The organism is Streptococcus sp. SN-1 (assembly GCF_041154385.1).
Taxonomy (GTDB): domain Bacteria; phylum Bacillota; class Bacilli; order Lactobacillales; family Streptococcaceae; genus Streptococcus; species Streptococcus mitis_CT.
On the sequence record NZ_AP028929.1, the window covers coordinates 384,290 to 405,237 of the forward strand.

Consider the following 20,948-nt stretch of genomic DNA (forward strand, 5'->3'; position numbering starts at 1 on the left):
AACCTATGAGAAAATTTAAAATCTTTTTATTTATCGAAGCCTGTCTTTTTACAGGAGCTCTGATTTTGATGGTATCAGAGCATTTTTCGCGTTTTCTGCTGATTTTATTCCTCTTTTTGCTTTTGATTCGCTATTACACTGGTAAAGAGGGAAATAACCTTCTTTTGGTGGTGGCAACCATTCTCTTCTTTTTCATCGTCATGCTCAATCCTTTTGTCATTCTAGCTATTTTTGTTGCGGTTATATACAGCCTCTTTCTTCTTTATCCGATGATGAACCAGGAAAAAGAGCAGACCAATTTGGTTTTTGAAGAGGTAGTGACGGTTAAGAAGGAGAAAAATCGTTGGTTTGGAAATCTCCATCATTTTTCAAGTTACCAGACTTGCCAGTTTGATGATATCAATCTCTTTCGCCTCATGGGCAAGGACACTATTCATCTGGAGAGGGTTATCCTAACCAATCATGACAATGTCATTATCCTCAGAAAGATGGTAGGAACGACCAAAATCATTGTGCCTGTAGATGTGGAAGTCAGTCTCAGTGTTAACTGTCTCTATGGGGATTTGACTTTCTTCAACCAGCCCAAGCGAGCCCTCCGCAATGAACACTATCATCAGGAAACAAGAGACTATCTCAAGAGTAATAAGAGTGTTAAGATTTTCTTGATCACTATGATTGGGGATGTTGAGGTGGTCAGAGGATGAAAAAACAAGCCTATGTAATGATTGCTCTAACCTCCTTTCTGTTTGTCTTATTTTTCTCCCACAGCTTGCTGGAAATTCTTGATTTTGACTGGTCTATTTTCTTGCATGATGTCGAAAAAACAGAAAAATTTGTCTTTTTGTTGTTGGTCTTCAGCATGTCCATGACCTGTCTCTTAGCCCTATTTTGGCGAGGTATTGAAGAGCTTTCTCTAAGAAAAATGCAGGCTAATCTCAAGCGTTTATTGGCAGGTCAAGAAGTGGTTCAGGTTGCAGATACAGATTTGGATGCCAGTTTCAAGTCCTTGTCAGGTAAACTTAACCTTTTGACAGAAGCTCTTCAAAAGGCTGAAAATCACAGTCTTGCTCAGGAAGAGGAAATTATTGAGAAAGAACGGAAGCGAATTGCTCGGGATTTGCACGATACGGTCAGTCAGGAGTTGTTTGCGGCCCACATGATTTTGTCAGGTGTCAGTCAGCAGGCTTTGAAGCTTGATAGAGAAAAGATGCAGATCCAGTTGCAGAGTGTCACAGCTATTTTAGAAACTGCCCAGAAGGACTTGAGAGTCTTGCTCCTGCATTTGCGACCAGTTGAATTGGAGCAGAAGAGTCTGGTTGAGGGAATCCAAATCCTCTTGAAAGAGCTTGAGGACAAGAGTGATCTCAAGGTTAGTTTCAAGCAAAATGTAACGAAATTGCCTAAGAAAATCGAGGAGCATATCTTCCGTATCCTGCAAGAGTTAATCAGCAATACCCTCCGCCATGCCCAGGCCTCCTGTTTGGATGTCTATCTCTATCAGACGGATTTTGAATTGCAGCTGAAGGTGGTGGACAATGGGATTGGTTTCCAGTTAGGGAGTTTAGACGACTTGAGTTATGGACTGCGAAATATCAAAGAGAGGGTTGAAGATATGGCTGGAACAGTTCAACTCTTGACAGCTCCCAAGCAAGGGCTGGCGGTTGACATCCGTATTCCCCTGCTCGATAAGGAATGATAAAGGAGTAAAGATGAAAATTTTACTAGTAGATGACCATGAGATGGTCCGATTGGGCTTGAAAAGCTACTTTGACCTCCAAGATGATGTAGAAGTTGTGGGTGAGGCGGCCAACGGGGCTCAAGGTATTGACTTGGCCTTGGAATTGCGTCCGGATGTCATTGTCATGGATATCGTCATGCCTGAGATGAATGGAATTGACGCGACCTTGGCCATCCTCAAAGAATGGCCTGAAGCCAAGATTTTGATTGTGACCTCTTACTTAGACAATGAAAAAATCATGCCGGTCTTGAATGCAGGTGCTAGGGGCTATATGCTCAAGACTTCTAGTGCAGATGAATTGCTCCATGCTGTCCGCAAGGTAGCTGCTGGGGAGTTAGCCATTGAGCAGGAGGTCAGCAAGAAGGTCGAATACCACCGCAATCATATGGAACTTCACGAGGAATTGACTGCGCGTGAACGAGATGTACTTCAGCTGATCGCCAAGGGATACGAAAATCAGCGCATCGCAGATGAACTCTTTATCTCTCTCAAGACGGTCAAGACCCACGTGTCCAACATTCTTGCCAAGCTTGAGGTTAGCGATCGCACTCAGGCAGCAGTCTATGCCTTCCAGCATCACTTGGTAGGGCATGAGGAGTTTTAACAGATATGCAAAAATGATATTGGAGAAATGGCTGAACTTAGCATCAAAGAAGCAAGCAAGTACCTCTAGCGTGATTGAAAAGCGCATTCATTACTTGAAAAAAGTCGACCATTTATGTTATAATAGACTGTATTTAAAAATTTTAAGGAGAAATGACAGAATGTCTGTATCATTTGAAAACAAAGAAACAAACCGTGGTGTCTTGACTTTCACTATCTCTCAAGACCAAATCAAACCAGAATTGGACCGTGTCTTCAACTCAGTGAAGAAATCTCTTAATGTTCCAGGTTTCCGTAAAGGTCACCTTCCACGCCCTATCTTCGACAAGAAATTTGGTGAAGAATCACTTTACCAAGACGTTATGAACGCTCTTTTGCCAAACGCTTATGAAGCAGCTGTAAAAGAAGCTGGTCTTGAAGTCGTTGCTCAACCAAAAATTGATGTAACTTCAATGGAAAAAGGTCAAGACTGGGTTATCACTGCTGAAGTCGTTACAAAACCTGAAGTAAAATTGGGTGACTACAAAAACCTTGAAGTATCAGTTGATGTAGAAAAAGAAGTAACTGACGCTGACGTTGAAGAGCGTATTGAACGCGAACGCAACAACTTGGCTGAATTGGTTATCAAAGACGCTGCTGCTGAAAACGGCGACACTGTTGTCATCGACTTCGTTGGTTCTATCGACGGTGTTGAATTTGACGGTGGAAAAGGTGAAAACTTCTCACTTGGACTTGGTTCAGGTCAATTCATCCCTGGTTTTGAAGACCAATTGGTAGGTCACTCAGCTGGCGAAACTGTTGACGTTATCGTAACATTCCCAGAAGACTACCAAGCAGAAGACCTTGCAGGTAAAGAAGCTAAATTCGTGACAACTATCCACGAAGTAAAAGCTAAAGAAGTTCCAGCTCTTGACGATGAGCTTGCAAAAGACATTGACGAAGAAGTTGAAACACTTGCTGAATTGAAAGAAAAATACCGCAAGGAATTGGCTGCTGCTAAAGAAGAAGCTTACAAAGATGCAGTTGAAGGTGCAGCAATTGATAAAGCTGTAGAAAACGCTGAAATCGTAGAACTTCCAGAAGAAATGATTCACGAAGAAGTTCACCGTTCAGTAAACGAATTCCTTGGAAACTTGCAACGTCAAGGTATCAACCCTGACATGTACTTCCAAATCACTGGAACTACTCAAGAAGACCTTCATAATCAATACCAAGCAGAAGCTGAGTCACGTACTAAGACTAACCTTGTTATCGAAGCAGTTGCGAAAGCTGAAGGATTTGATGCTTCAGAAGAAGAAATCCAAAAAGAAGTTGAGCAATTGGCAGCAGACTACAACATGGAAGTTGCTCAAGTACAAAGCTTGCTTTCAGCTGATATGTTGAAACACGATATCACAATCAAAAAAGCTGTTGAATTGATTACAAGCACAGCAACAGTTAAATAATATTAATAAACAAAAAGCCCACCTGATTAGGTGGGTTTTCTTTTGCACTATTTTCCAAAAATCTCTTTGAGATCTGCGTCAGTAATCCCAATCATGGCTGGGATGCTGTCCCAGTTTTCTTCTGTTAGGATGTAGGATTGTTCAGAGGTGCTTGATGTGGCAGTTTCAGAGACCGCTTGTTGCTTTTCTTCAACAGTTTCCAATAAGTCACTGAAACGTTCAATTAGATAGGTTTTTCGGGCAGTTCCGATATGTTGGGTAGCATAGTCAAAGGCCTGTAATTCGCCTAGTAAGATAAGCTTGCTTTTGGCGCGTGTAATGGCTGTGTAGATGAGATTGCGCTCCAGCATACGTCGGCTAGCACTGGTGATAGGTAGGATGACAACAGGGAACTCACTTCCCTGTGATTTATGGATGCTCATGGCATAGGCCAGGCGAATCTTGTACCATTCGTTACGTGGGTATGAGACTTCATTGCCATCAAAATCAATGACAATCTCGTCTTGCTTCGATTCGGTATATTTACCAGGAATTAGGTCTGTGATGGCTCCTAAATCTCCATTAAAGACATTGATTTCAGCATCGTTGACCAAATGAATGACCTTGTCTCCCTTGCGATAGTGGCACTGGGGAGCTTCAAAACTGAGTTGATCTTTTTGTGTTGGATTGAGCAGGTCTTGCATGAGCTGGTTGATAGTATCAATCCCTGCCGTCCCTCGGTACATGGGAGCCAGAACTTGGATATCACGGGCAGGGATACCACTTCTGAGGGCAGCGCCTAAGATTTTCTCAATCGTAGCAGGAATATGTCCGCTAGCAATTTCAAAGTAGGAACGGTCAGCTTTTTTCTGGGTGAAATCAGCTGGCAAGATGCCCTGTCGAATCTGACTAGCTAGGGTAACGATGGTTGATTCTTCGCTTTGTCGGTAAATTTTTTCCAAACGAGTCTGAGGAATTAAGGGAATATGAAGCAGGTCCGCTAGAACCTGTCCAGGGCTGACAGACGGTAGCTGATCGCTATCTCCCACGATGAGAATTTTACTGTTAGAAGAGATGTTGGAGAAGAGTTGGTTGGCTAGCCAAGTGTCTACCATGGAAAATTCATCCACGATAATAAAATCGGCATCCAGATAATCTTCCAGATGACTGGTATCATCGTCACCTGTCATTCCTAAATGACGGTGTATGGTCGCGCTTGGCAAGCCTGTTAATTCATTCATGCGCCTAGCAGCTCGACCAGTTGGAGCAGCAAGAAGAATGGGCAAATTGCTTTTTTTCCTGAGGTCAAGTCCTTCTAAGAGGGCATAAACAGCTATGATCCCATTGATAACAGTTGTCTTACCAGTACCAGGTCCACCTGTCAGGATAAAGACCTTGTTCTGGATAGCGTCACAAATAGCCTGTTTTTGAATGCTATCATACTCAATCTCCAGCTCATCCTCGACAGTAGCGATATGTTTTTGAATTGTTTCTAAATCATGACTCTTTTGTTTTCCTTTTTCAAGGATACGAACCAAGTGACTGCGGATGCCTTCCTCAGCGAAAAAGAGGCTGTTATCAAAGATTTTGGTATCAATTTGCTGAACCTTGTCTTCTTCGATTAGGTAGGAGAGTTCTTGAGCAACTTGGCTGGGGTCCAGTTCCACGGGGCGGGAAGATTCAAGAAGAGTTAGAGTTTGTTCTAGCAAATCCCGTGCTTCAACATAGGTATCCCCTGTTTCCATACAGGCCTGAAAAAGACTGTGAACTAGACCGGCACGAAAGCGCTCAGGAGCCTGACTTTCAATACCTAGTTCCTCTGCTAGTTGGTCAGCAATGGTAAAGCCCAAACCCTTGATATCCTCAACCAACTGGTAGGGATAGTTTTCAACCACATCAAGGGTTTCTTCCTTGTAAAAGTCTTGAATCTGGAAGGCTAGTTTATTGGGAATGCCGTAGTTGGCAAGTTTGGCCAAGACCATCTCTGTTCCGTAGTTGAGGCGGAGAGCGGAGACGAAAGCCTCACGATTTTTGGCAGATAGTCCTGCGATGCCTTCTAACTTTTCTGGGTGTTGCAAAATTTCGTCAATGGTATTGTCGCCATAGGTATCCACAATTTTCTGAGCAGTTTTGAGACCAATTCCCTTGAAATGGCTACTTGAAAAGTACTTAACCAATCCCTTGCTAGTTGGTTTTGAGCGTTCATACCGGCTGATTTGCAGTTGTTCCCCATACTTGGAGTGCTGGACAATTTGCCCCCAAAAAGTATAGTCTTCTCCCTCAATCACGTCAGCCATGGTGCCGGTGACAATGATTTCAAAATCATCAAAATCCTCTGCGTCCGTATCTTCGACTTCTAGGAGGAGGATACGATAAAAATTGCTGGGATTTTCAAAAATAATCCGTTCAATGGTTCCTGAAAAATAAACTTCCATAAAATTCCTTTGTATGAATAGGTGAGAGTTGGGATTGTTTTTATTTTATACTCTTCGAAAATATCTTCAAACCACGTCAGCTTCCATCTGCAACCTCAAAACAGTATTTTGAGCAACCTGCGGCTAGCTTCCTAGTTTGCTCTTTGATTTTCATTGAGTATAACTTTGTTTCTATCTTAATCAAACTGGATAGTGAATAATCATCGTCTCACGATAGAAGAAGAGGCTGAGATTGTTGATTCTCGGCCTCTTAGGTCTCTTAAAATGTTCCGATACGGGTGATTGGCCAGAAGCGGAATTTAGCTTCCCCTGTGATATCTTTTGCTTTAAAAGTACCTACGTGACGACTGTCGCTCGAAACCAAGCGGTCGTCTCCGAGGAGAAGGTATTCTCCTTCTGGGACAGTAAAGCTAAAGTTGGTGTTGTAGTTGACATCAACTGTGAAGGCTTGAGCCTTTTCCGCAATACTTCTAAAGAAGGTTCCTTTATTTCCTTCAAAGCCCTTGCCTGAGTAAGTGCTTTGGAGTTTGTCGTCCTTGAAACGTTTGATGTAGTCAGCTAGGTAAGGTTCGTCCGTCTCTTTATCATTGATGTAAAGTTTATCGTTTTCGTAACGGATGGTATCGCCAGGTATTCCGATAACACGTTTGACAATGTCCTTATTGGCATCTTCCTCATGGGCCACCACGATATCAAAACGGTCAATAGGGAGGTGCTTAACGACAAAGAGAATTTCGCCATCCGCTAGAGTAGGATCCATGGAATGTCCTTCTACGCGGACGTTACTCCAAAAAAAGATACGACTTAAAGCTAGTAATGACAGAATCAGGAGGAATAATCCCCACTCTTTTAGGAAATTTTTAAATGAATTCATAACTTACCTTTCTAAGCGTTTTTTCGCTTTTTCAGTATTTTTAAAGTGCAGTTTGGCGCAGAAGTTGAGTCCCTGCATACCATAGGCTTTCAAAATCTGGCTAGCCACCTTATCAGAAGCCGTTCCAGCTCCACTTGGAAGTTGATAGCCTAGTTCTCGTCCCAGATTTTCAAGATTTTCCAGAAAGAGATCACGCGCAATGATAGAAGAAACTGCTACAGCCAAGTATTTGCCCTCAGCCTTTTCTTCTAAGCTGATAGGATTGCTGAAACGATTGGCCTCTTGTGCCAAGTACTTGTCATAATTTTTAGCACTGGTAAAGGCATCAATCACAATTTTCTCAGGTTGAACACCTTTTTGAAGGAGGAGATAGATAGCCTGATTATGGAGGGCAACCTTAACTGAAACAGCATTGTAGCGGTCTCCGATGACCTCGTTGTACTTGCTTGGTGAGAGAAGCAGTGCCTGGTGCTGGATTTTTTCCTTGAGGATAGGAGCAATCTGACGAATCTTTTGGTCGGTCAGAGTCTTGGAATCCCCCACACCAAGTTTTCGTAAGAAATCATGCTGGTCAGGTGTGACAAAGGAAGCCACGACTGCAAGCCCACCAAAGTAGGAACCATTTCCAACCTCATCCGTCCCAATCAAAGGAAGATTTTGACCGCTAGTTTCCTCTACAACTTGATAGCCAAAGAAACTAGCATATTTCTCGGCTCCTTCCCCCTGAAGCAAGACCTTTCCAGAAGTATAGATAGAAACGGTAGCTTGAGGTAGTCGCAAAAAGTAGCGAATATAGGGATTTTTGCTGGGAGCCAGACTAGTTTGATAGTGTTCAAGAAAAGCCTGAATCTCCTTTTCGCTTGGTGTGAGTGTTATACTTGCCATAGTTTCTATTGTACCATAAAAGCAGGCAAATTTGTAAAAACTGACAAAGTTAGCGAATTTTGGTATAATATCGTGAGGTGAATTTTATGGCAAATCTAAATCGATTCAAATTTACATTCGGGAAAAAATCATTAACCTTGACAAGCGAGCATGATAATCTTTTTATGGAGGAAATCGCTAAGGTTGCGACAGAAAAATACCAAGCAATTAAAGAACAAATGCCTAGTGCAGATGATGAAACAATCGCTCTTTTGTTGGTAGTTAACTGTTTGTCAACTCAACTCAGCCGTGAGATTGAATTTGACGATAAAGAACAAGAACTAGAAGAACTCCGTCACAAGCTTGTGACTTGCAAGCAAGAACAGAGCAAGATTGAGGATTCCTTATGATTTCACTCCTTCTTCTATTGGTCTTGGCTTGGGGATTTTATATCGGCTATCGGAGAGGTCTGCTCTTACAGGTTTATTACCTGATTTCAGCCATGGCATCGGCTTTTGTGGCTGGCCAGTTTTACAAGGGGCTTGGAGAACAATTCCATTTATTACTCCCTTATGCAAATCCGCAGGAAGGTCAGGGGACTTTCTTTTTCCCATCAGATCAACTCTTTCAGTTGGATAAGGTCTTTTACGCAGGTATCGGCTACTTGTTGGTATTTGGGATTGTCTATAGCATCGGTCGTTTGCTTGGTCTCCTCTTACACTTGATTCCTAGTAAAAAGCTTGGTGGTAAGTTGTTCCAAGTTTCAGCAGGTATCTTGTCCATGTTGGTGACCTTGTTTGTCTTGCAGATGGCCTTGACAATCTTGGCAACCATCCCCATGGCAGCTATACAAAATCCTCTTGAAAAGAGTATCGTCGCAAAACACATCATCCAGAGCATACCGGTAACAACCAGTTGGCTCAAACAAATCTGGGTGACAAATTTAATCGGATAAAAAGGGCAGGAGTTTTCCTAGCCCTTTGTTTACAGATTTGACTAGAATCTATCAGAATGTAAAAAGCTAATACTCTTCAAAAATCTCTTCAAACCACGTCAGCTTCCATCTGCAACCTCAAAACACTGTTTTGAGCAACCTGTGGCTAGCTTCCTAGTTTGCTCTTTGATTTTCATTGAGTATACCACACCTAGACATTCAAAGACAAGGAAATAAAGATGAATAAGAAAATATTAGAAACATTAGAGTTCAATAAGGTCAAGGCCTTGTTTGAGCCTCATTTGTTGACAGAGCAGGGCTTGGAGCAATTGAGACAGCTGGCTCCGACTGCCAAAGCAGATAAAATCAAACAGGCTTTTGCTGAGATGAAGGAGATGCAGGCTCTCTTTGTCGAGCAACCGCATTTTACTATTCTTGCAACCAAGGAAATCGCAGGAGTCTGCAAGCGGTTGGAGATGGGAGCGGACCTCAATATCGAGGAGTTCCTACTCTTGAAGCGCGTGCTTCTTGCTAGCCGAGAACTGCAAAGTTTTTATGCCAATCTGGAAAATGTCAGCTTGGAAGAATTAGCCCTTTGGTTTGAGAAATTACATGATTTTCCGCAATTACAAGGAAATCTCCAAGCCTTTAATGATGCAGGTTTCATTGAAAATTTTGCCAGTGAAGAATTGGCGCGCATCCGTCGAAAAATCCATGATAGCGAGAGTCAGGTCCGCGATGTTTTGCAAGATTTGCTTAAGCAAAAAGCGCAGATGTTGACAGAAGGGATTGTTGCCAGCAGAAATGGCCGTCAGGTTTTACCAGTCAAAAACACCTACCGCAATAAGATTGCAGGTGTCGTTCATGATATTTCTGCTAGTGGAAATACCGTCTATATCGAACCCCGTGAGGTGGTTAAACTGAGTGAAGAAATTGCCAGTTTGCGAGCAGATGAGCGCTATGAAATGCTTCGCATTCTTCAAGAAATTTCTGAGCGTGTTCGCCCTCATGCGGCTGAGATTGCTAATGACGCTTGGATTATCGGTCATCTGGACTTGATTCGTGCCAAGGTCCGATTTATCCAAGAAAGGCAAGCAGTCGTTCCTCAGCTGTCAGAAAATCAGGAAATTCAACTGCTCCATGTATGTCATCCTCTGGTCAAAAATGCCGTCGCAAATGATGTCCATTTTGGTCAAGATTTAACAGCGATTGTCATTACAGGACCCAATACAGGTGGGAAGACCATCATGCTCAAAACTCTGGGCTTGACGCAGGTGATGGCCCAGTCTGGTTTGCCGATTTTAGCAGACAAGGGAAGTCGTGTTGGTATTTTTGAAGAAATCTTTGCAGATATTGGCGATGAGCAGTCTATTGAGCAGAGCTTGTCTACCTTCTCTAGCCACATGACCAATATTGTGGATATTCTTGGCAAGGTCAACCAACATTCACTCTTGCTCTTGGATGAGTTGGGGGCTGGTACGGATCCCCAAGAGGGAGCCGCCCTTGCCATGGCAATTCTGGAGGACCTTCGTCTGCGTCAAGTCAAGACTATGGCGACTACCCACTATCCGGAACTAAAGGCCTACGGAATTGAGACAGCTTTTGTGCAAAATGCCAGCATGGAGTTTGATACTGCAACTCTACGCCCGACCTATCGCTTTATGCAGGGCGTTCCTGGTCGAAGCAATGCCTTCGAAATCGCTAAACGTTTAGGTCTATCTGAGGTTATCGTAGGGGATGCCAGTCAGCAGGTCAATCAGGACAATGATGTCAACCGTATCATTGAGCAACTAGAAGAGCAGACGCTAGAGAGTCGCAAACGCTTGGACAATATCCGTGAGGTGGAGCAAGAAAATCTCAAGATGAACCGTGCTCTCAAAAAACTTTACAACGAGCTCAATCGTGAAAAGGAAACGGAGCTTAATAAGGCGCGTGAACAGGCTGCTGAGATTGTGGACATGGCCCTAAGTGAGAGTGACCAAATTCTCAAAAATCTCCACAGTAAGTCCCAGCTCAAACCTCATGAAATCATTGAAGCCAAGGCCAAGCTGAAAAAATTGGCTCCTGAAAAAGTAGATTTGTCTAAAAACAAGGTCCTTCAAAAGGCCAAGAAAAAACGTGCTCCAAAGGTGGGAGATGATATCGTTGTTCTCAGTTATGGGCAGCGTGGTACCTTGACCAGTCAACTCAAGGACGGCCGCTGGGAAGCCCAAGTTGGCTTGATTAAGATGACTTTAGAAGAGAAAGAATTTGACCTCGTTCAAGCCCAGCAAGAAAAGCAAGTCAAGAAGAAACAGGTCAATGTCGTGAAACGAACTTCTGGTCGTGGCCCACAAGCCAGACTGGACCTTCGAGGCAAACGTTATGAAGAGGCTATGAATGAGCTAGATGCCTTTATCGACCAAGCCTTGCTTAATAATATGGCTCAAGTTGATATCATCCATGGTATCGGAACAGGTGTCATCCGTGAAGGTGTCACCAAATACCTACAAAGAAACAAGCATGTCAAGAGTTTCGGCTATGCCCCACAAAATGCTGGAGGTAGTGGTGCGACTATTGTCACTTTTAAAGGATAGCAGTATTCTGGATTTTATAAAGTAAAAACTGTTGAACTAATTTTTACTAATAAACACATTGACAAAAGCCAACATTTTTTGTAAAATAAGAATCAATTAAATACCAACACCGAATGAAGTTTAATAGAAGTGGAGAATCGTTTGATTTTCCATGACTGTAAATGGACGGAACTCTGGAGAGACCGTAAAGGCACCGAAGGGGCAAGGCAGGCAACTGCTCAAACTCTCAGGTAAAAGGACAGAGCTAGGATAGACCGCTTTTTAGCATTTATCTAAGCATTCCAGAGTACATGTATCTTGCATGTGCTCTTTCTTTTGGGGTTGAAAAGATAGGAGAAGGAAATGTTAGAATTGCTTAAATCAATCGATGCTTTTGCTTGGGGCCCACCCCTTTTGATTTTATTGGTCGGAACAGGTATTTACCTAACTGCCCGTCTAGGCCTCTTGCAGGTTTTGCGTCTGCCCAAGGCCTTCCAGCTTATTTTTACCAAGGATAAGGGGCATGGCGATGTATCCAGCTTTGCGGCACTATGTACAGCCCTAGCAGCGACAGTTGGTACGGGAAATATTATCGGGGTAGCTACAGCTATCAAGGTCGGTGGACCAGGAGCCCTCTTTTGGATGTGGATGGCTGCTTTCTTTGGAATGGCAACCAAGTATGCGGAAGGACTACTAGCTATCAAATACCGTACCAAGGATGATCATGGTGCAGTAGCGGGAGGTCCCATGCACTATATCCTTCTAGGGATGGGAGAAAAGTGGCGACCACTTGCCATCTTCTTTGCCCTGGCAGGTGTGCTAGTAGCTTTGCTGGGAATCGGAACCTTCACCCAAGTCAACTCGATTACAGAATCTATCCAAAATACAACGGCTATTTCACCAGCCATCACAGCTCTTGTGTTGTCTGTATTTGTAGCGATTGCTGTCTTTGGTGGACTCAAGTCCATCTCTAAGGTGTCAACTACTGTTGTTCCTTTTATGGCTATCATCTATATTTTAGGAACTCTTACAGTTATTTTCTTTAATATTGGAAAAATTCCTGCCACAATCGCTTTAATCTTGACAACGGCTTTTAGTCCAGTTGCTGCGGTAGGTGGTTTTGCTGGGACTAGCATTCGAATGGCTATTCAAAATGGTGTAGCGCGAGGTGTTTTCTCGAACGAATCTGGTCTGGGTTCGGCTCCCATTGCAGCTGCTGCGGCTAAGACAAATGAACCGGTAGAGCAAGGTTTGATTTCCATGACAGGAACCTTTATTGATACACTCATTATCTGTACCTTGACTGGTTTGACTATCTTGGTAACTGGTGTTTGGAGTGGTGATTTGAATGGAGTTGCCTTGACTCAGTCAGCCTTCTCAACAGTCTTTTCACACTTTGGACCTGCCCTTTTGACCATCTTCCTTGTGCTCTTTGCCTTTACAACGATTCTAGGTTGGAACTATTACGGAGAACGTTGTTTTGAGTTTCTCTTTGGGGTTCGCTTTATCTGGCTCTACCGTGTGGTCTTTGTGCTCATGGTCTTGCTAGGAGGATTTATCGAGTTGGATATGGTTTGGATTATCGCAGATATTGTCAATGCCTTGATGGCTCTGCCAAACTTGATTGCCCTCTTAGTTTTATCACCAGTCGTTATTGCTGAAACTAAAAAGTATTTTGACAAATAATGAAATCACACAGCTCGTGTGATTTTTTTGCTTTCATAAAAAATTTCTATCAGTGTAATTTAAAATATATATTATACATGGTATAGAATCTGTGATAGACTAGGTTTCAACAACATGAAAAGAGGTTTTATAATGACAACATTTACAATTCATACAGTCGAATCAGCACCAGCAGAAGTGAAAGAAGTTCTTGAAACAGTAGAAAAAGATAATAATGGCTATATTCCCAATCTAATCGGTCTCTTGGCTAATGCCCCTACCGCCCTTGAAGCCTACCGAACTGTCGGAGCCATCAACCGTCGCAACAGCCTGACACCCGTTGAGCGCGAAGTGGTGCAGATCACGGCAGCTGTGACCAATGGTTGTGCCTTCTGTGTCGCAGGTCACACCGCCTTTTCCATCAAACAAATCCAGATGAACGATGATCTTTTGCAAGCCCTCCGCAATCGTACTCCAATTGAAACAGATCCTAAATTGGACACCCTAGCTAAGTTTACCTTGGCGGTTATCAATACCAAGGGTCGTGTAGGAGATGAAGCCTTAGCTGAGTTTTTAGAAGCTGGCTACACCCAACAAAATGCCTTGGATGTGGTTCTTGGTGTCAGCCTAGCAAGCCTCTGTAACTATGCCAACAACCTAGCCAATACACCAATTAATCCAGAATTGCAACCTTATGCTTAATTCATATCTGAGTAAAATGAAGTCTGAAATAATCGGACTTCGTTTTTTTAAGTCCTCATTTAAGCGCTTTTATGCTATACTGAAACTAACATGATTATTGGAGGTTAGGATGAAAAAACTCCCCTTGGTATTTTCTGGTTGTTTGCTAGGTTTGGCAGGAGCTGGAAATCTTATTTTAGATACGTTGCCGGTTCTGTCACATCTTTTTAGTCTGACAGGTTTGGTTTTGTGGCTCTTTTTTCTGCTTCTTCATCTCTTTAATTGGAAAGAAACAAAGCAAGAATTGACCAAGCCCCCTCTTTTGTCAGGAATGGCGACCTTTCCCATGGCTGGGATGATTTTATCGACTTATGTCTTTCGAGTCTTCCCTCATTTCCCTTTGGTTGCTCAAGGGCTCTGGTGGTTTTCATTTCTCTTGGATGTGGCTCTGATTGCTGGCTTCACTATCAAATTTGCCTATCCGGGGCGGAGGGTTCATGCGACTCCTAGCTGGACGGTTCTCTATGTGGGGATAGCAGTGGCAGCCTTGACCTATTCTCTGGTAGGCATTATCGAGATTGCCTATGTGACCTTGAGTTTTGGTTTTCTCTTGACCTTCTATCTCTACCCGCTTATTTATAGCGATTTAAAGAAACATCCACTCCCACTAGCCTTGCTTGGCCAAGAAGGAATCTATTGTGCTCCCTTCTCTCTACTCTTGGCTTCCCTAGTTCGAGTTGAAGGAGCTAGCCTACCGAATTGGGTTTTAATCATCATGATCTTGGCTTCCCAATCCTTCTTTTTCTTTGTTTTAACTCGTCTGCCCAATATTTTAAAACAAGGCTTTCAACCAGCCTTCTCAGCCCTCACCTTCCCAACCATTATCACAGCTACCTCGCTCAAGATGGCTCAGGGAATCTTGAAACTTCCATTTTTGGATTATTTGGTACTGGCTGAAACTGTTATTTGCCTAATCATTTTGCTCTTTGTATTAGGCGCTTATCTGAATTGGTTACGAAAAAAGGTCTAGCTAGAAATAGCTAAGCCTTATTTTTTATGGTTTGATAACTTCAGCTCCACCCATATATGGACGAAGTGCTTCTGGGATGGTCACAGAACCATCTGCATTTTGGTAGTTTTCAAGAATAGCAGCCACTGTACGTCCAACTGCAAGTCCAGAACCGTTCAAGGTATGGAGCAATTTCACCTTGCCATCTGCTTCATCACGGTAACGGATTTGGGCACGACGGGCTTGGAAATCTTCTGTGTTTGAACAGCTTGAGATTTCACGGTAGGTATTTTGTGCTGGAATCCACACTTCCAAATCGTAAGTTTTAGCAGCTGAGAAGCCCATATCTCCAGTAGAGAGAGCAACGACACGGTATGGAAGGTTGAGTTTTTGAAGAATGTTTTCAGCATTGGCTGTCATTTTTTCCAATTCTTTGTAAGATTCTTCTGGTTTGGCAAATTTAACCATTTCAACCTTGTGGAATTGGTGCAAACGAATCAAGCCACGAGTATCACGACCAGCTGAACCAGCCTCAGAACGGAATGATGGACTCATAGCAGTGAAGTAGATTGGCAGGTCTTTACCGTCCAGGATTTCATCACGGTAGTAGTTTGTCAGAGGAACTTCAGCTGTAGGAATAAGGACATAATTACTGTCGCTGAGTTCAAAAGTATCTTCCTTGAATTTTGGATATTGACCAGTACCAAACATAGAGTCATGGTTAACCATGTAAGGCGTGATGACTTCCGTATAGCCTTCTTTTCCATGTTCATCCAACATAAAGTTGTAGATAGCACGCTCCAAACGAGCACCGAGACCTTTATAGAAGAGGAAACGAGCGCCTGTTACCTTACCACCGCGTTCCCAGTCAAGGATACCAAGATCTTCACCAAGATCCCAGTGAGCTTTTGGTTCGAAGTCAAACTCGCGTGGAGTACCCCAACGGCGAACTTCCACATTGTCATCTTCATCAGCCCCAACAGGAACGCTGTCAGCTGGAATATTTGGAAGAGTAGTGGTAAATTCTGTTAATTTAGCATCGATGTCTGCCAATTCAGCATCCAAGGCTTTAACCTCAGCAGATAGAGTTTGCATGGCAGCAATCTTATCATCTGCATTTTCCTTGTTGCGTTTGGCTTGGGCAATCTCAGCAGAAACTGTGTTGCGTTCTGCTTTGAGAGTTTCAACCTTGACCAAAATATCACGACGTTTAGCATCGATTTCTTTCATTTCATTCAAGACAGCAGCATCTACACCACGTGTAGCCAATTTTTCTGCGACAGCATCAAAGTCTGTACGAATACGTTTGATATCTAACATAAGAACTCCTTTATGAAAAAAGCACACCTGTCAAAGTGTTGGAGTGGCAGGGCCACGGTTCCATCCAACTTCACAGGTGTGCACTTGATTGTGTATGTAATTGTTACTAACGGTAGAATTTCACCTATCCCTCCTATCTGCTCGCAGCACCCGCAGACTTTCTGAAAGAAGAAGATAACCTACTTATCCGTTGCTATAATTATACTAAAGTTTCTACTTTTTTGCAAATAGATTTTTAAATTTTTGACCAATGGTCTGAATCAGAGTAGGAAGTTTGACGACCTTGTCATTTCCCAGCTTTTCGCGAGCAATTTTGAGGATGGCACCTGAGTCTTTTGATGCAAAGAGGAATTTTCCTCTGTCTGTAAAGACTTCGAAGTGGCGACTGATTTTGCGACCAGTGACATTGGCTCCAATTTGGTTGATATGGCTCCAAGGAATCTGGATAAATTGTTCGACATTGACATCTGGGTAAAATTCCAAAGCCTGATCTCCGACAAGGAATTTCCCAACTTTCCCAGCTATAGAGAGGTAGGAGGTGCCTGTTGTATTGAGGAGCACTGTTTTGTTAAGAGATTGGGCCATGATTAATCTTCCTTGTTTTCACCGAAAAAGGCATTGTAGAGGGCTTTAATAGCTGCTTTCTCTTGGTCTTTATGGACAACAAACATAATAGATACTTCACTAGAACCTTGAGACATCATCTGGATGTTGATCTTATTTTCAGATAGAGCACGTGTCGCAGTAGCAGTTACTCCGATATGGCTCTTCATTTTTTCTCCAACAATCATAATGATAGAAAGGTCGTGTTCGATTTCTGCATGGTCTACTTCAGCCTTTTGAACCAACTGACGAAGAATTTCTTCTTCCTTGATAGGAGTTAGCTCACGAGAACGGAGGATGATTGAAAGATCGTCGATACCTGTTGGCATATGTTCCCAACCGATGTTAAGATCTTCAAGGATTTGAAGAACCTTGCGTCCAAATCCAACCTCACGGTTCATGAGGTATTTAGACATGTTGATGCTGACAAAGCCAGAGTCACCAGCAATTCCTACTACTGGAAATTCATCACTACTGTGTTTTAGAACGATACGAGTACCTGGATGATCAGGATTGTTGGTATTCTTGATAACCAGAGGAATTTTTCCACGGTAGGCGGGAAGAAGGGCTTCGTCATGAAGGACTGAGAAGCCTGCATAGGCCAACTCACGCATTTCACGGTAGGTCAACTCTGGGATAGAGTGTGGTTGGTGAATGATTCCTGGGTGAGCCGCAAAGATACCATCAACATCCGTAAAGTTTTCATAGAGGTCTGCCTTAACACCGGCAGCAATGATAGAACCTGTAATGTCTGATCCTCCACGTGAGAAGGTACAGATTTGATTTTCCTTGGTAACTCCAAAGAAACCAGGAATGACAAGAACTTCATTTGTATTTGTCAATTCTTCAATCTTGTCATAACTTGATGGAATGATGCGAGCGTGACCAGGTTCACTTGTGACCACAATACCAGCTTCTCTAGGGTGCACATAGCGTGCATCGATCCCGTTTTGATTAAAGTAGGCAGCAATCAATTTAGCATTGTTATTTTCACCAGCTGCTAGGAAAGTGTCGTAGAGAAATTCGTTTTCTTCGATAGGAAGAGTAGCTAAGGCACGAATGCTTTTAGAAATTTTTTCTAGCACAGCTGGTTTAAGACCTAGTTCACTAACCATAGCAGCATAGCGGTCGATAATCCAGTTTTGACTCTTACTAATATCGTTACCAGCAACATAGTCGCGGTAGTATTTAATCAAGGCATCCGTAACCTTAGTATCTTCAGCATTGCGTTTACCAGGCGCAGAAACGACTACAAAACGACGCTCTGAATCGCTTTTTACGATGTTTAAAACTTTTTCTAATTGACTAGCAGAGGCAAGAGAGCTACCTCCAAATTTAACAACCTTCATAAGAACTCCTAAAGTAAGTATTTTATACGATTATAGCAGAAAGAAAGCCTTTTTTCAATGAAGAAAATAAGATGCTTTCTAGTATAAAGCGAGCCTTTCTAATCGGCTGAGACACTTTCAGTTGATTTTTTCTTGCTTTCTGATTTTAAAAAAGATATACTTTGAAAATAGAATAATTTAAACTGCTTATAAAATAAAAAGGAGTCCTGATGGAACACATTATTTATCAGCTTGAAGAGGATTTTGCAATTCTTACCTTGAATCGTCCTGAGGTCGCAAATGGTTTTCATATCCCTATGTGCGAGGAGATTTTAGAAGCTCTGACTTTGGCAGAAGAGGATCCGGCTGTGCATTTTGTCTTAATCAACGCGAATGGCAAAGTCTTCTCTGTTGGTGGAGATTTAGTAGAGATGAAGCGAGCAGTAGATGAGGATGATATTCCATCATTGACGAAAATCGCAGAATTAGTCAATACTATTTCTTATAAAATCAAGCAGATTGCAAAGCCTGTCTTGATGGAGGTTGATGGGGCTGTTGCAGGTGCCGCAGCGAATATGGCTGTTGCTGCAGATTTCTGTCTGGCAACGGATAAGGCTAAATTTATCCAAGCTTTTGTTGGAGTTGGCCTGGCTCCAGATGCAGGTGGGATTCATCTCTTGAGTCGTAGTATTGGTGTGACGCGTGCTGTTCAATTAGCTATGACAGGAGAAGCTTTAACAGCAGACAAAGCTTTAGAGTGGGGCCTAGTTTACCGTGTCTGTAAAGCTGATAAACTTGAAAAGACGAGAGAACAGCTTCTTAAAAAATTAAGACGTGGTTCAAGCAATTCCTATGCTGCCATTAAGAAGTTGGTGTGGGAGAGCCAATTCAAAGATTGGCAAGATTATGCTACTTTAGAACTGAACCTACAGGAATCCTTAGCTCAAACAGAGGATTTCAAAGAAGGAGTTCGGGCTCATTCGGAAAGAAGACGACCTAAATTTACAGGAAAATAAAAAAATACTTGCACCATTCTTTGAACTTTGATATAATTCTTTTGTCAAATGTTTTGATTCTAAAAGTTTTTTTGAAAAGGAGGGAAGGAAAGATTGGACTACCAACGAATTAATGAATATTTAACGTCTATATTTAACAATGTCCTCGTTATTGAGGAAGTTAGCTTGAGAGGTAGTCGTTTCAAGGATATCTCCATCAAAGAAATGCATACGATTGATGTGATTGGAAAAGTTCCAGATGTGACACCAAGTCAAGTGTCAAAAGAGTTGATGGTGACTCTTGGGACAGTTACGACTAGTTTGAATAATCTCGAACGTAAGGGTTACATTGAACGCATTCGTTCAGAACATGATCGACGTGTGGTACATCTGCATTTGACAAAGAAAGGTCGCTTGGTTCATAGGCTACATAAACGCTTCCACAAGGCCATGGTTGAAAAAATCATTGATGGTATGAGTAAGCAAGAAATTGAGGTTATGAGCAAAGGTTTGACCAATCTTTATCAATTTTTGGAGGATTTGAGATAATGGCTTTTGCAAAAATAAGCCAGGTTGCTCATTATGTGCCAGAGCAAGTGGTTACAAATCATGATTTGGCTCAGATTATGGATACCAATGATGAGTGGATTTCAAGTCGGACGGGAATACGACAAAGGCATATTTCAAGAACAGAATCTACTAGTGATTTGGCTACAGAAGTTGCCAAGAAACTGATGGCAAAAGCTGGAATCACAGGAGGGGAGTTGGATTTTATCATCCTAGCTACCATTACTCCAGATTCGATGATGCCCTCTACAGCTGCTCGTGTTCAAGCTAATATTGGTGCTAATAAGGCCTTTGCTTTTGACCTAACAGCGGCTTGCAGTGGATTTGTATTTGCTCTTTCAACTGCTGAAAAGTTTATCGCTTCTGGTCGCTTTCAAAAAGGCTTGGTGATTGGTAGTGAAACCCTCTCTAAAGCAGTCGATTGGTCAGACCGATCAACAGCTGTTTTGTTTGGAGATGGTGCTGGTGGAGTCTTGCTAGAAGCTAGCGAGCAAGAGCATTTCTTGGCTGAGAGTCTCAATAGTGATGGAAGTCGTAGCGAATGTCTGACCTACGGACATTCAGGTTTACATTCTCCATTTTCAGATCAAGAAAGTGCAGATTCATTTTTGAAGATGGATGGGCGTGCAGTCTTTGATTTTGCTATTCGGGACGTAGCCAAGTCTATCAAGCAGACTATTGATGAATCTCCTATAGAGGCGACAGACTTGGATTATCTGCTACTTCATCAGGCTAATGACCGTATTTTGGATAAGATGGCTAGAAAAATCGGTGTTAACCGAGATAAAATTCCAGCCAATATGATGGAATATGGCAATACCAGTGCAGCAAGTATCCCGATTTTACTTTCAGAGTGTGTAGAACAAGGCCTCATCCGTTTAGATGGTAGCCAGACTGTTCTACTATCAGGCTTCGGTGGAGGCTTGACATGGGGCACGCTCATTCTTACAATTTAGGTAATCATGTGGTGAACACATTGTTATAAAAAAACTATTTATTTTAAAGGAGTCCTATCATGGCAGTATTTGAAAAAGTACAAGAAATTATCGTTGAAGAACTTGGGAAAGACGCATCAGAAGTAACACTTGAATCAACTTTTGATGATTTGGACGCAGATTCATTGGACTTGTTCCAAGTAATCTCAGAAATCGAAGATGCTTTTGATATCCAAATCGAAGCAGAAGATGACTTGAAAACAGTTGGTGACTTGGTTGCCTATGTTGAAGAGCAAACAAAATAAGCAGAATATAAGATAGAAGGAGTAGGGAAACCCGCTCCCTCTTGTTTAGGCAATAGTTTGATTGTCAAATTATGACGGTATCGAACTATTACGTAAGCAAGAAACGATGGAGG

20 protein-coding genes and 1 riboswitch are annotated in these 20,948 nt (G+C 42.5%); of the genes, 14 read left to right on the forward strand and 6 right to left on the reverse strand.

Annotation, left to right across the window (positions count from 1 at the left end; genetic code table 11):
- The first annotated feature begins 5 nt into the window (after nucleotides 1-5).
- The 4 genes from liaF (at nucleotide 6) to tig (ending at nucleotide 3,786) form a co-directional block, all read left to right on the forward strand.
- Complete coding sequence (gene liaF / locus ACAM22_RS01780; RefSeq protein WP_369606847.1) at nucleotides 6-704, forward strand: cell wall-active antibiotics response protein LiaF; 699 nt, start codon at nucleotides 6-8, stop codon at nucleotides 702-704.
- Complete coding sequence (locus ACAM22_RS01785; protein ID WP_369606848.1) at nucleotides 701-1,696, forward strand: sensor histidine kinase; 996 nt, start codon at nucleotides 701-703, stop codon at nucleotides 1,694-1,696. Before liaF ends, ACAM22_RS01785 begins: the two co-directional genes overlap by 4 nt.
- A 13-nt stretch (nucleotides 1,697-1,709) precedes the next feature.
- On the forward strand, nucleotides 1,710-2,342 hold the full coding sequence (locus ACAM22_RS01790) for a response regulator (RefSeq protein ID WP_369606849.1): 633 nt from the start codon (nucleotides 1,710-1,712) through the stop codon (nucleotides 2,340-2,342).
- A 160-nt stretch (nucleotides 2,343-2,502) separates the two neighbouring features.
- Nucleotides 2,503-3,786, forward strand: a complete 1,284-nt coding sequence (tig, locus tag ACAM22_RS01795) for a trigger factor (protein WP_261051247.1) — start codon at nucleotides 2,503-2,505, stop codon at nucleotides 3,784-3,786.
- A gap of 47 nt (nucleotides 3,787-3,833) precedes the next feature.
- On the opposite strand, the gene ACAM22_RS01800 is transcribed toward tig, so the two are convergent.
- The 3 genes from ACAM22_RS01800 to rnhC form a co-directional block, all read right to left on the reverse strand.
- On the reverse strand, nucleotides 3,834-6,200 hold the full coding sequence (locus ACAM22_RS01800; RefSeq protein WP_369606850.1) for an ATP-dependent RecD-like DNA helicase: 2,367 nt from the start codon (nucleotides 6,198-6,200) through the stop codon (nucleotides 3,834-3,836).
- Nucleotides 6,201-6,459: 259 nt separating this feature from the next.
- Nucleotides 6,460-7,074, reverse strand: a complete 615-nt coding sequence (gene lepB / locus ACAM22_RS01805) for a signal peptidase I (protein ID WP_247947692.1) — start codon at nucleotides 7,072-7,074, stop codon at nucleotides 6,460-6,462.
- Nucleotides 7,075-7,077: 3 nt separating this feature from the next.
- A complete protein-coding gene (gene rnhC / locus ACAM22_RS01810; protein ID WP_369606851.1) occupies nucleotides 7,078-7,959 on the reverse strand; it encodes a ribonuclease HIII in 882 nt (293 codons plus the stop codon).
- Between the two features lie 86 nt (nucleotides 7,960-8,045).
- Between rnhC and zapA the strand changes: the two genes are divergently transcribed.
- The 6 genes from zapA (at nucleotide 8,046) to ACAM22_RS01840 (ending at nucleotide 14,803) form a co-directional block, all read left to right on the forward strand.
- The gene (gene zapA / locus ACAM22_RS01815; protein ID WP_088778823.1) at nucleotides 8,046-8,348 is read left to right on the forward strand and encodes a cell division protein ZapA; all 303 of its coding nucleotides are present in this window, start codon (nucleotides 8,046-8,048) and stop codon (nucleotides 8,346-8,348) included.
- Nucleotides 8,345-8,893, forward strand: a complete 549-nt coding sequence (locus tag ACAM22_RS01820; RefSeq protein WP_000624513.1) for a CvpA family protein — start codon at nucleotides 8,345-8,347, stop codon at nucleotides 8,891-8,893. The genes zapA and ACAM22_RS01820 overlap by 4 nt, the downstream gene beginning before the upstream one ends.
- A 218-nt stretch (nucleotides 8,894-9,111) precedes the next feature.
- Nucleotides 9,112-11,448: an endonuclease MutS2 gene (locus tag ACAM22_RS01825; protein WP_024057190.1), complete on the forward strand. Its 2,337-nt coding sequence runs from the start codon at nucleotides 9,112-9,114 to the stop codon at nucleotides 11,446-11,448.
- 163 nt (nucleotides 11,449-11,611) lie between these two features.
- Nucleotides 11,612-11,700: riboswitch (glycine riboswitch) on the forward strand.
- A 90-nt stretch (nucleotides 11,701-11,790) separates the two neighbouring features.
- Complete coding sequence (locus ACAM22_RS01830; protein WP_261070510.1) at nucleotides 11,791-13,113, forward strand: sodium:alanine symporter family protein; 1,323 nt, start codon at nucleotides 11,791-11,793, stop codon at nucleotides 13,111-13,113.
- 132 nt (nucleotides 13,114-13,245) lie between these two features.
- Nucleotides 13,246-13,794 (forward strand): carboxymuconolactone decarboxylase family protein, encoded by a 549-nt coding sequence (locus ACAM22_RS01835; RefSeq protein WP_000206768.1) that lies wholly within the window; start codon nucleotides 13,246-13,248, stop codon nucleotides 13,792-13,794.
- A gap of 109 nt (nucleotides 13,795-13,903) precedes the next feature.
- Complete coding sequence (locus ACAM22_RS01840; protein ID WP_369606852.1) at nucleotides 13,904-14,803, forward strand: TDT family transporter; 900 nt, start codon at nucleotides 13,904-13,906, stop codon at nucleotides 14,801-14,803.
- Nucleotides 14,804-14,827: 24 nt separating this feature from the next.
- Here ACAM22_RS01840 and serS read toward each other — a convergent pair whose 3' ends face one another.
- The 3 genes from serS to ACAM22_RS01855 all read right to left on the reverse strand — a co-directional run bounded on the left by serS (nucleotide 14,828) and on the right by ACAM22_RS01855 (nucleotide 18,054).
- Nucleotides 14,828-16,102, reverse strand: a complete 1,275-nt coding sequence (gene serS, locus ACAM22_RS01845; protein WP_369606853.1) for a serine--tRNA ligase — start codon at nucleotides 16,100-16,102, stop codon at nucleotides 14,828-14,830.
- A gap of 213 nt (nucleotides 16,103-16,315) precedes the next feature.
- Complete coding sequence (locus ACAM22_RS01850; protein ID WP_000079349.1) at nucleotides 16,316-16,687, reverse strand: DUF956 family protein; 372 nt, start codon at nucleotides 16,685-16,687, stop codon at nucleotides 16,316-16,318.
- Nucleotides 16,688-16,689: 2 nt separating this feature from the next.
- Nucleotides 16,690-18,054, reverse strand: coding sequence for an aspartate kinase (locus tag ACAM22_RS01855; RefSeq protein ID WP_261049193.1), 1,365 nt, complete (start codon nucleotides 18,052-18,054; stop codon nucleotides 16,690-16,692).
- A 209-nt stretch (nucleotides 18,055-18,263) separates the two neighbouring features.
- Here ACAM22_RS01855 and ACAM22_RS01860 point away from each other — a divergent pair, with 209 nt between their 5' ends.
- The 4 genes from ACAM22_RS01860 (at nucleotide 18,264) to ACAM22_RS01875 (ending at nucleotide 20,835) form a co-directional block, all read left to right on the forward strand.
- Nucleotides 18,264-19,049 carry an enoyl-CoA hydratase gene (locus ACAM22_RS01860; RefSeq protein ID WP_369606854.1) on the forward strand — a complete coding sequence of 262 codons (786 nt, stop codon included), beginning with the start codon at nucleotides 18,264-18,266 and terminating at the stop codon, nucleotides 19,047-19,049.
- A gap of 93 nt (nucleotides 19,050-19,142) precedes the next feature.
- Nucleotides 19,143-19,577, forward strand: coding sequence for a MarR family winged helix-turn-helix transcriptional regulator (locus ACAM22_RS01865; RefSeq protein WP_000386355.1), 435 nt, complete (start codon nucleotides 19,143-19,145; stop codon nucleotides 19,575-19,577).
- Nucleotides 19,577-20,551: a beta-ketoacyl-ACP synthase III gene (locus tag ACAM22_RS01870; protein WP_153210574.1), complete on the forward strand. Its 975-nt coding sequence runs from the start codon at nucleotides 19,577-19,579 to the stop codon at nucleotides 20,549-20,551. The genes ACAM22_RS01865 and ACAM22_RS01870 overlap by 1 nt, the downstream gene beginning before the upstream one ends.
- 59 nt (nucleotides 20,552-20,610) lie before the next feature.
- The gene (locus tag ACAM22_RS01875) at nucleotides 20,611-20,835 is read left to right on the forward strand and encodes an acyl carrier protein (RefSeq protein ID WP_000257838.1); all 225 of its coding nucleotides are present in this window, start codon (nucleotides 20,611-20,613) and stop codon (nucleotides 20,833-20,835) included.
- The last annotated feature ends 113 nt before the right edge of the window (nucleotides 20,836-20,948 follow it).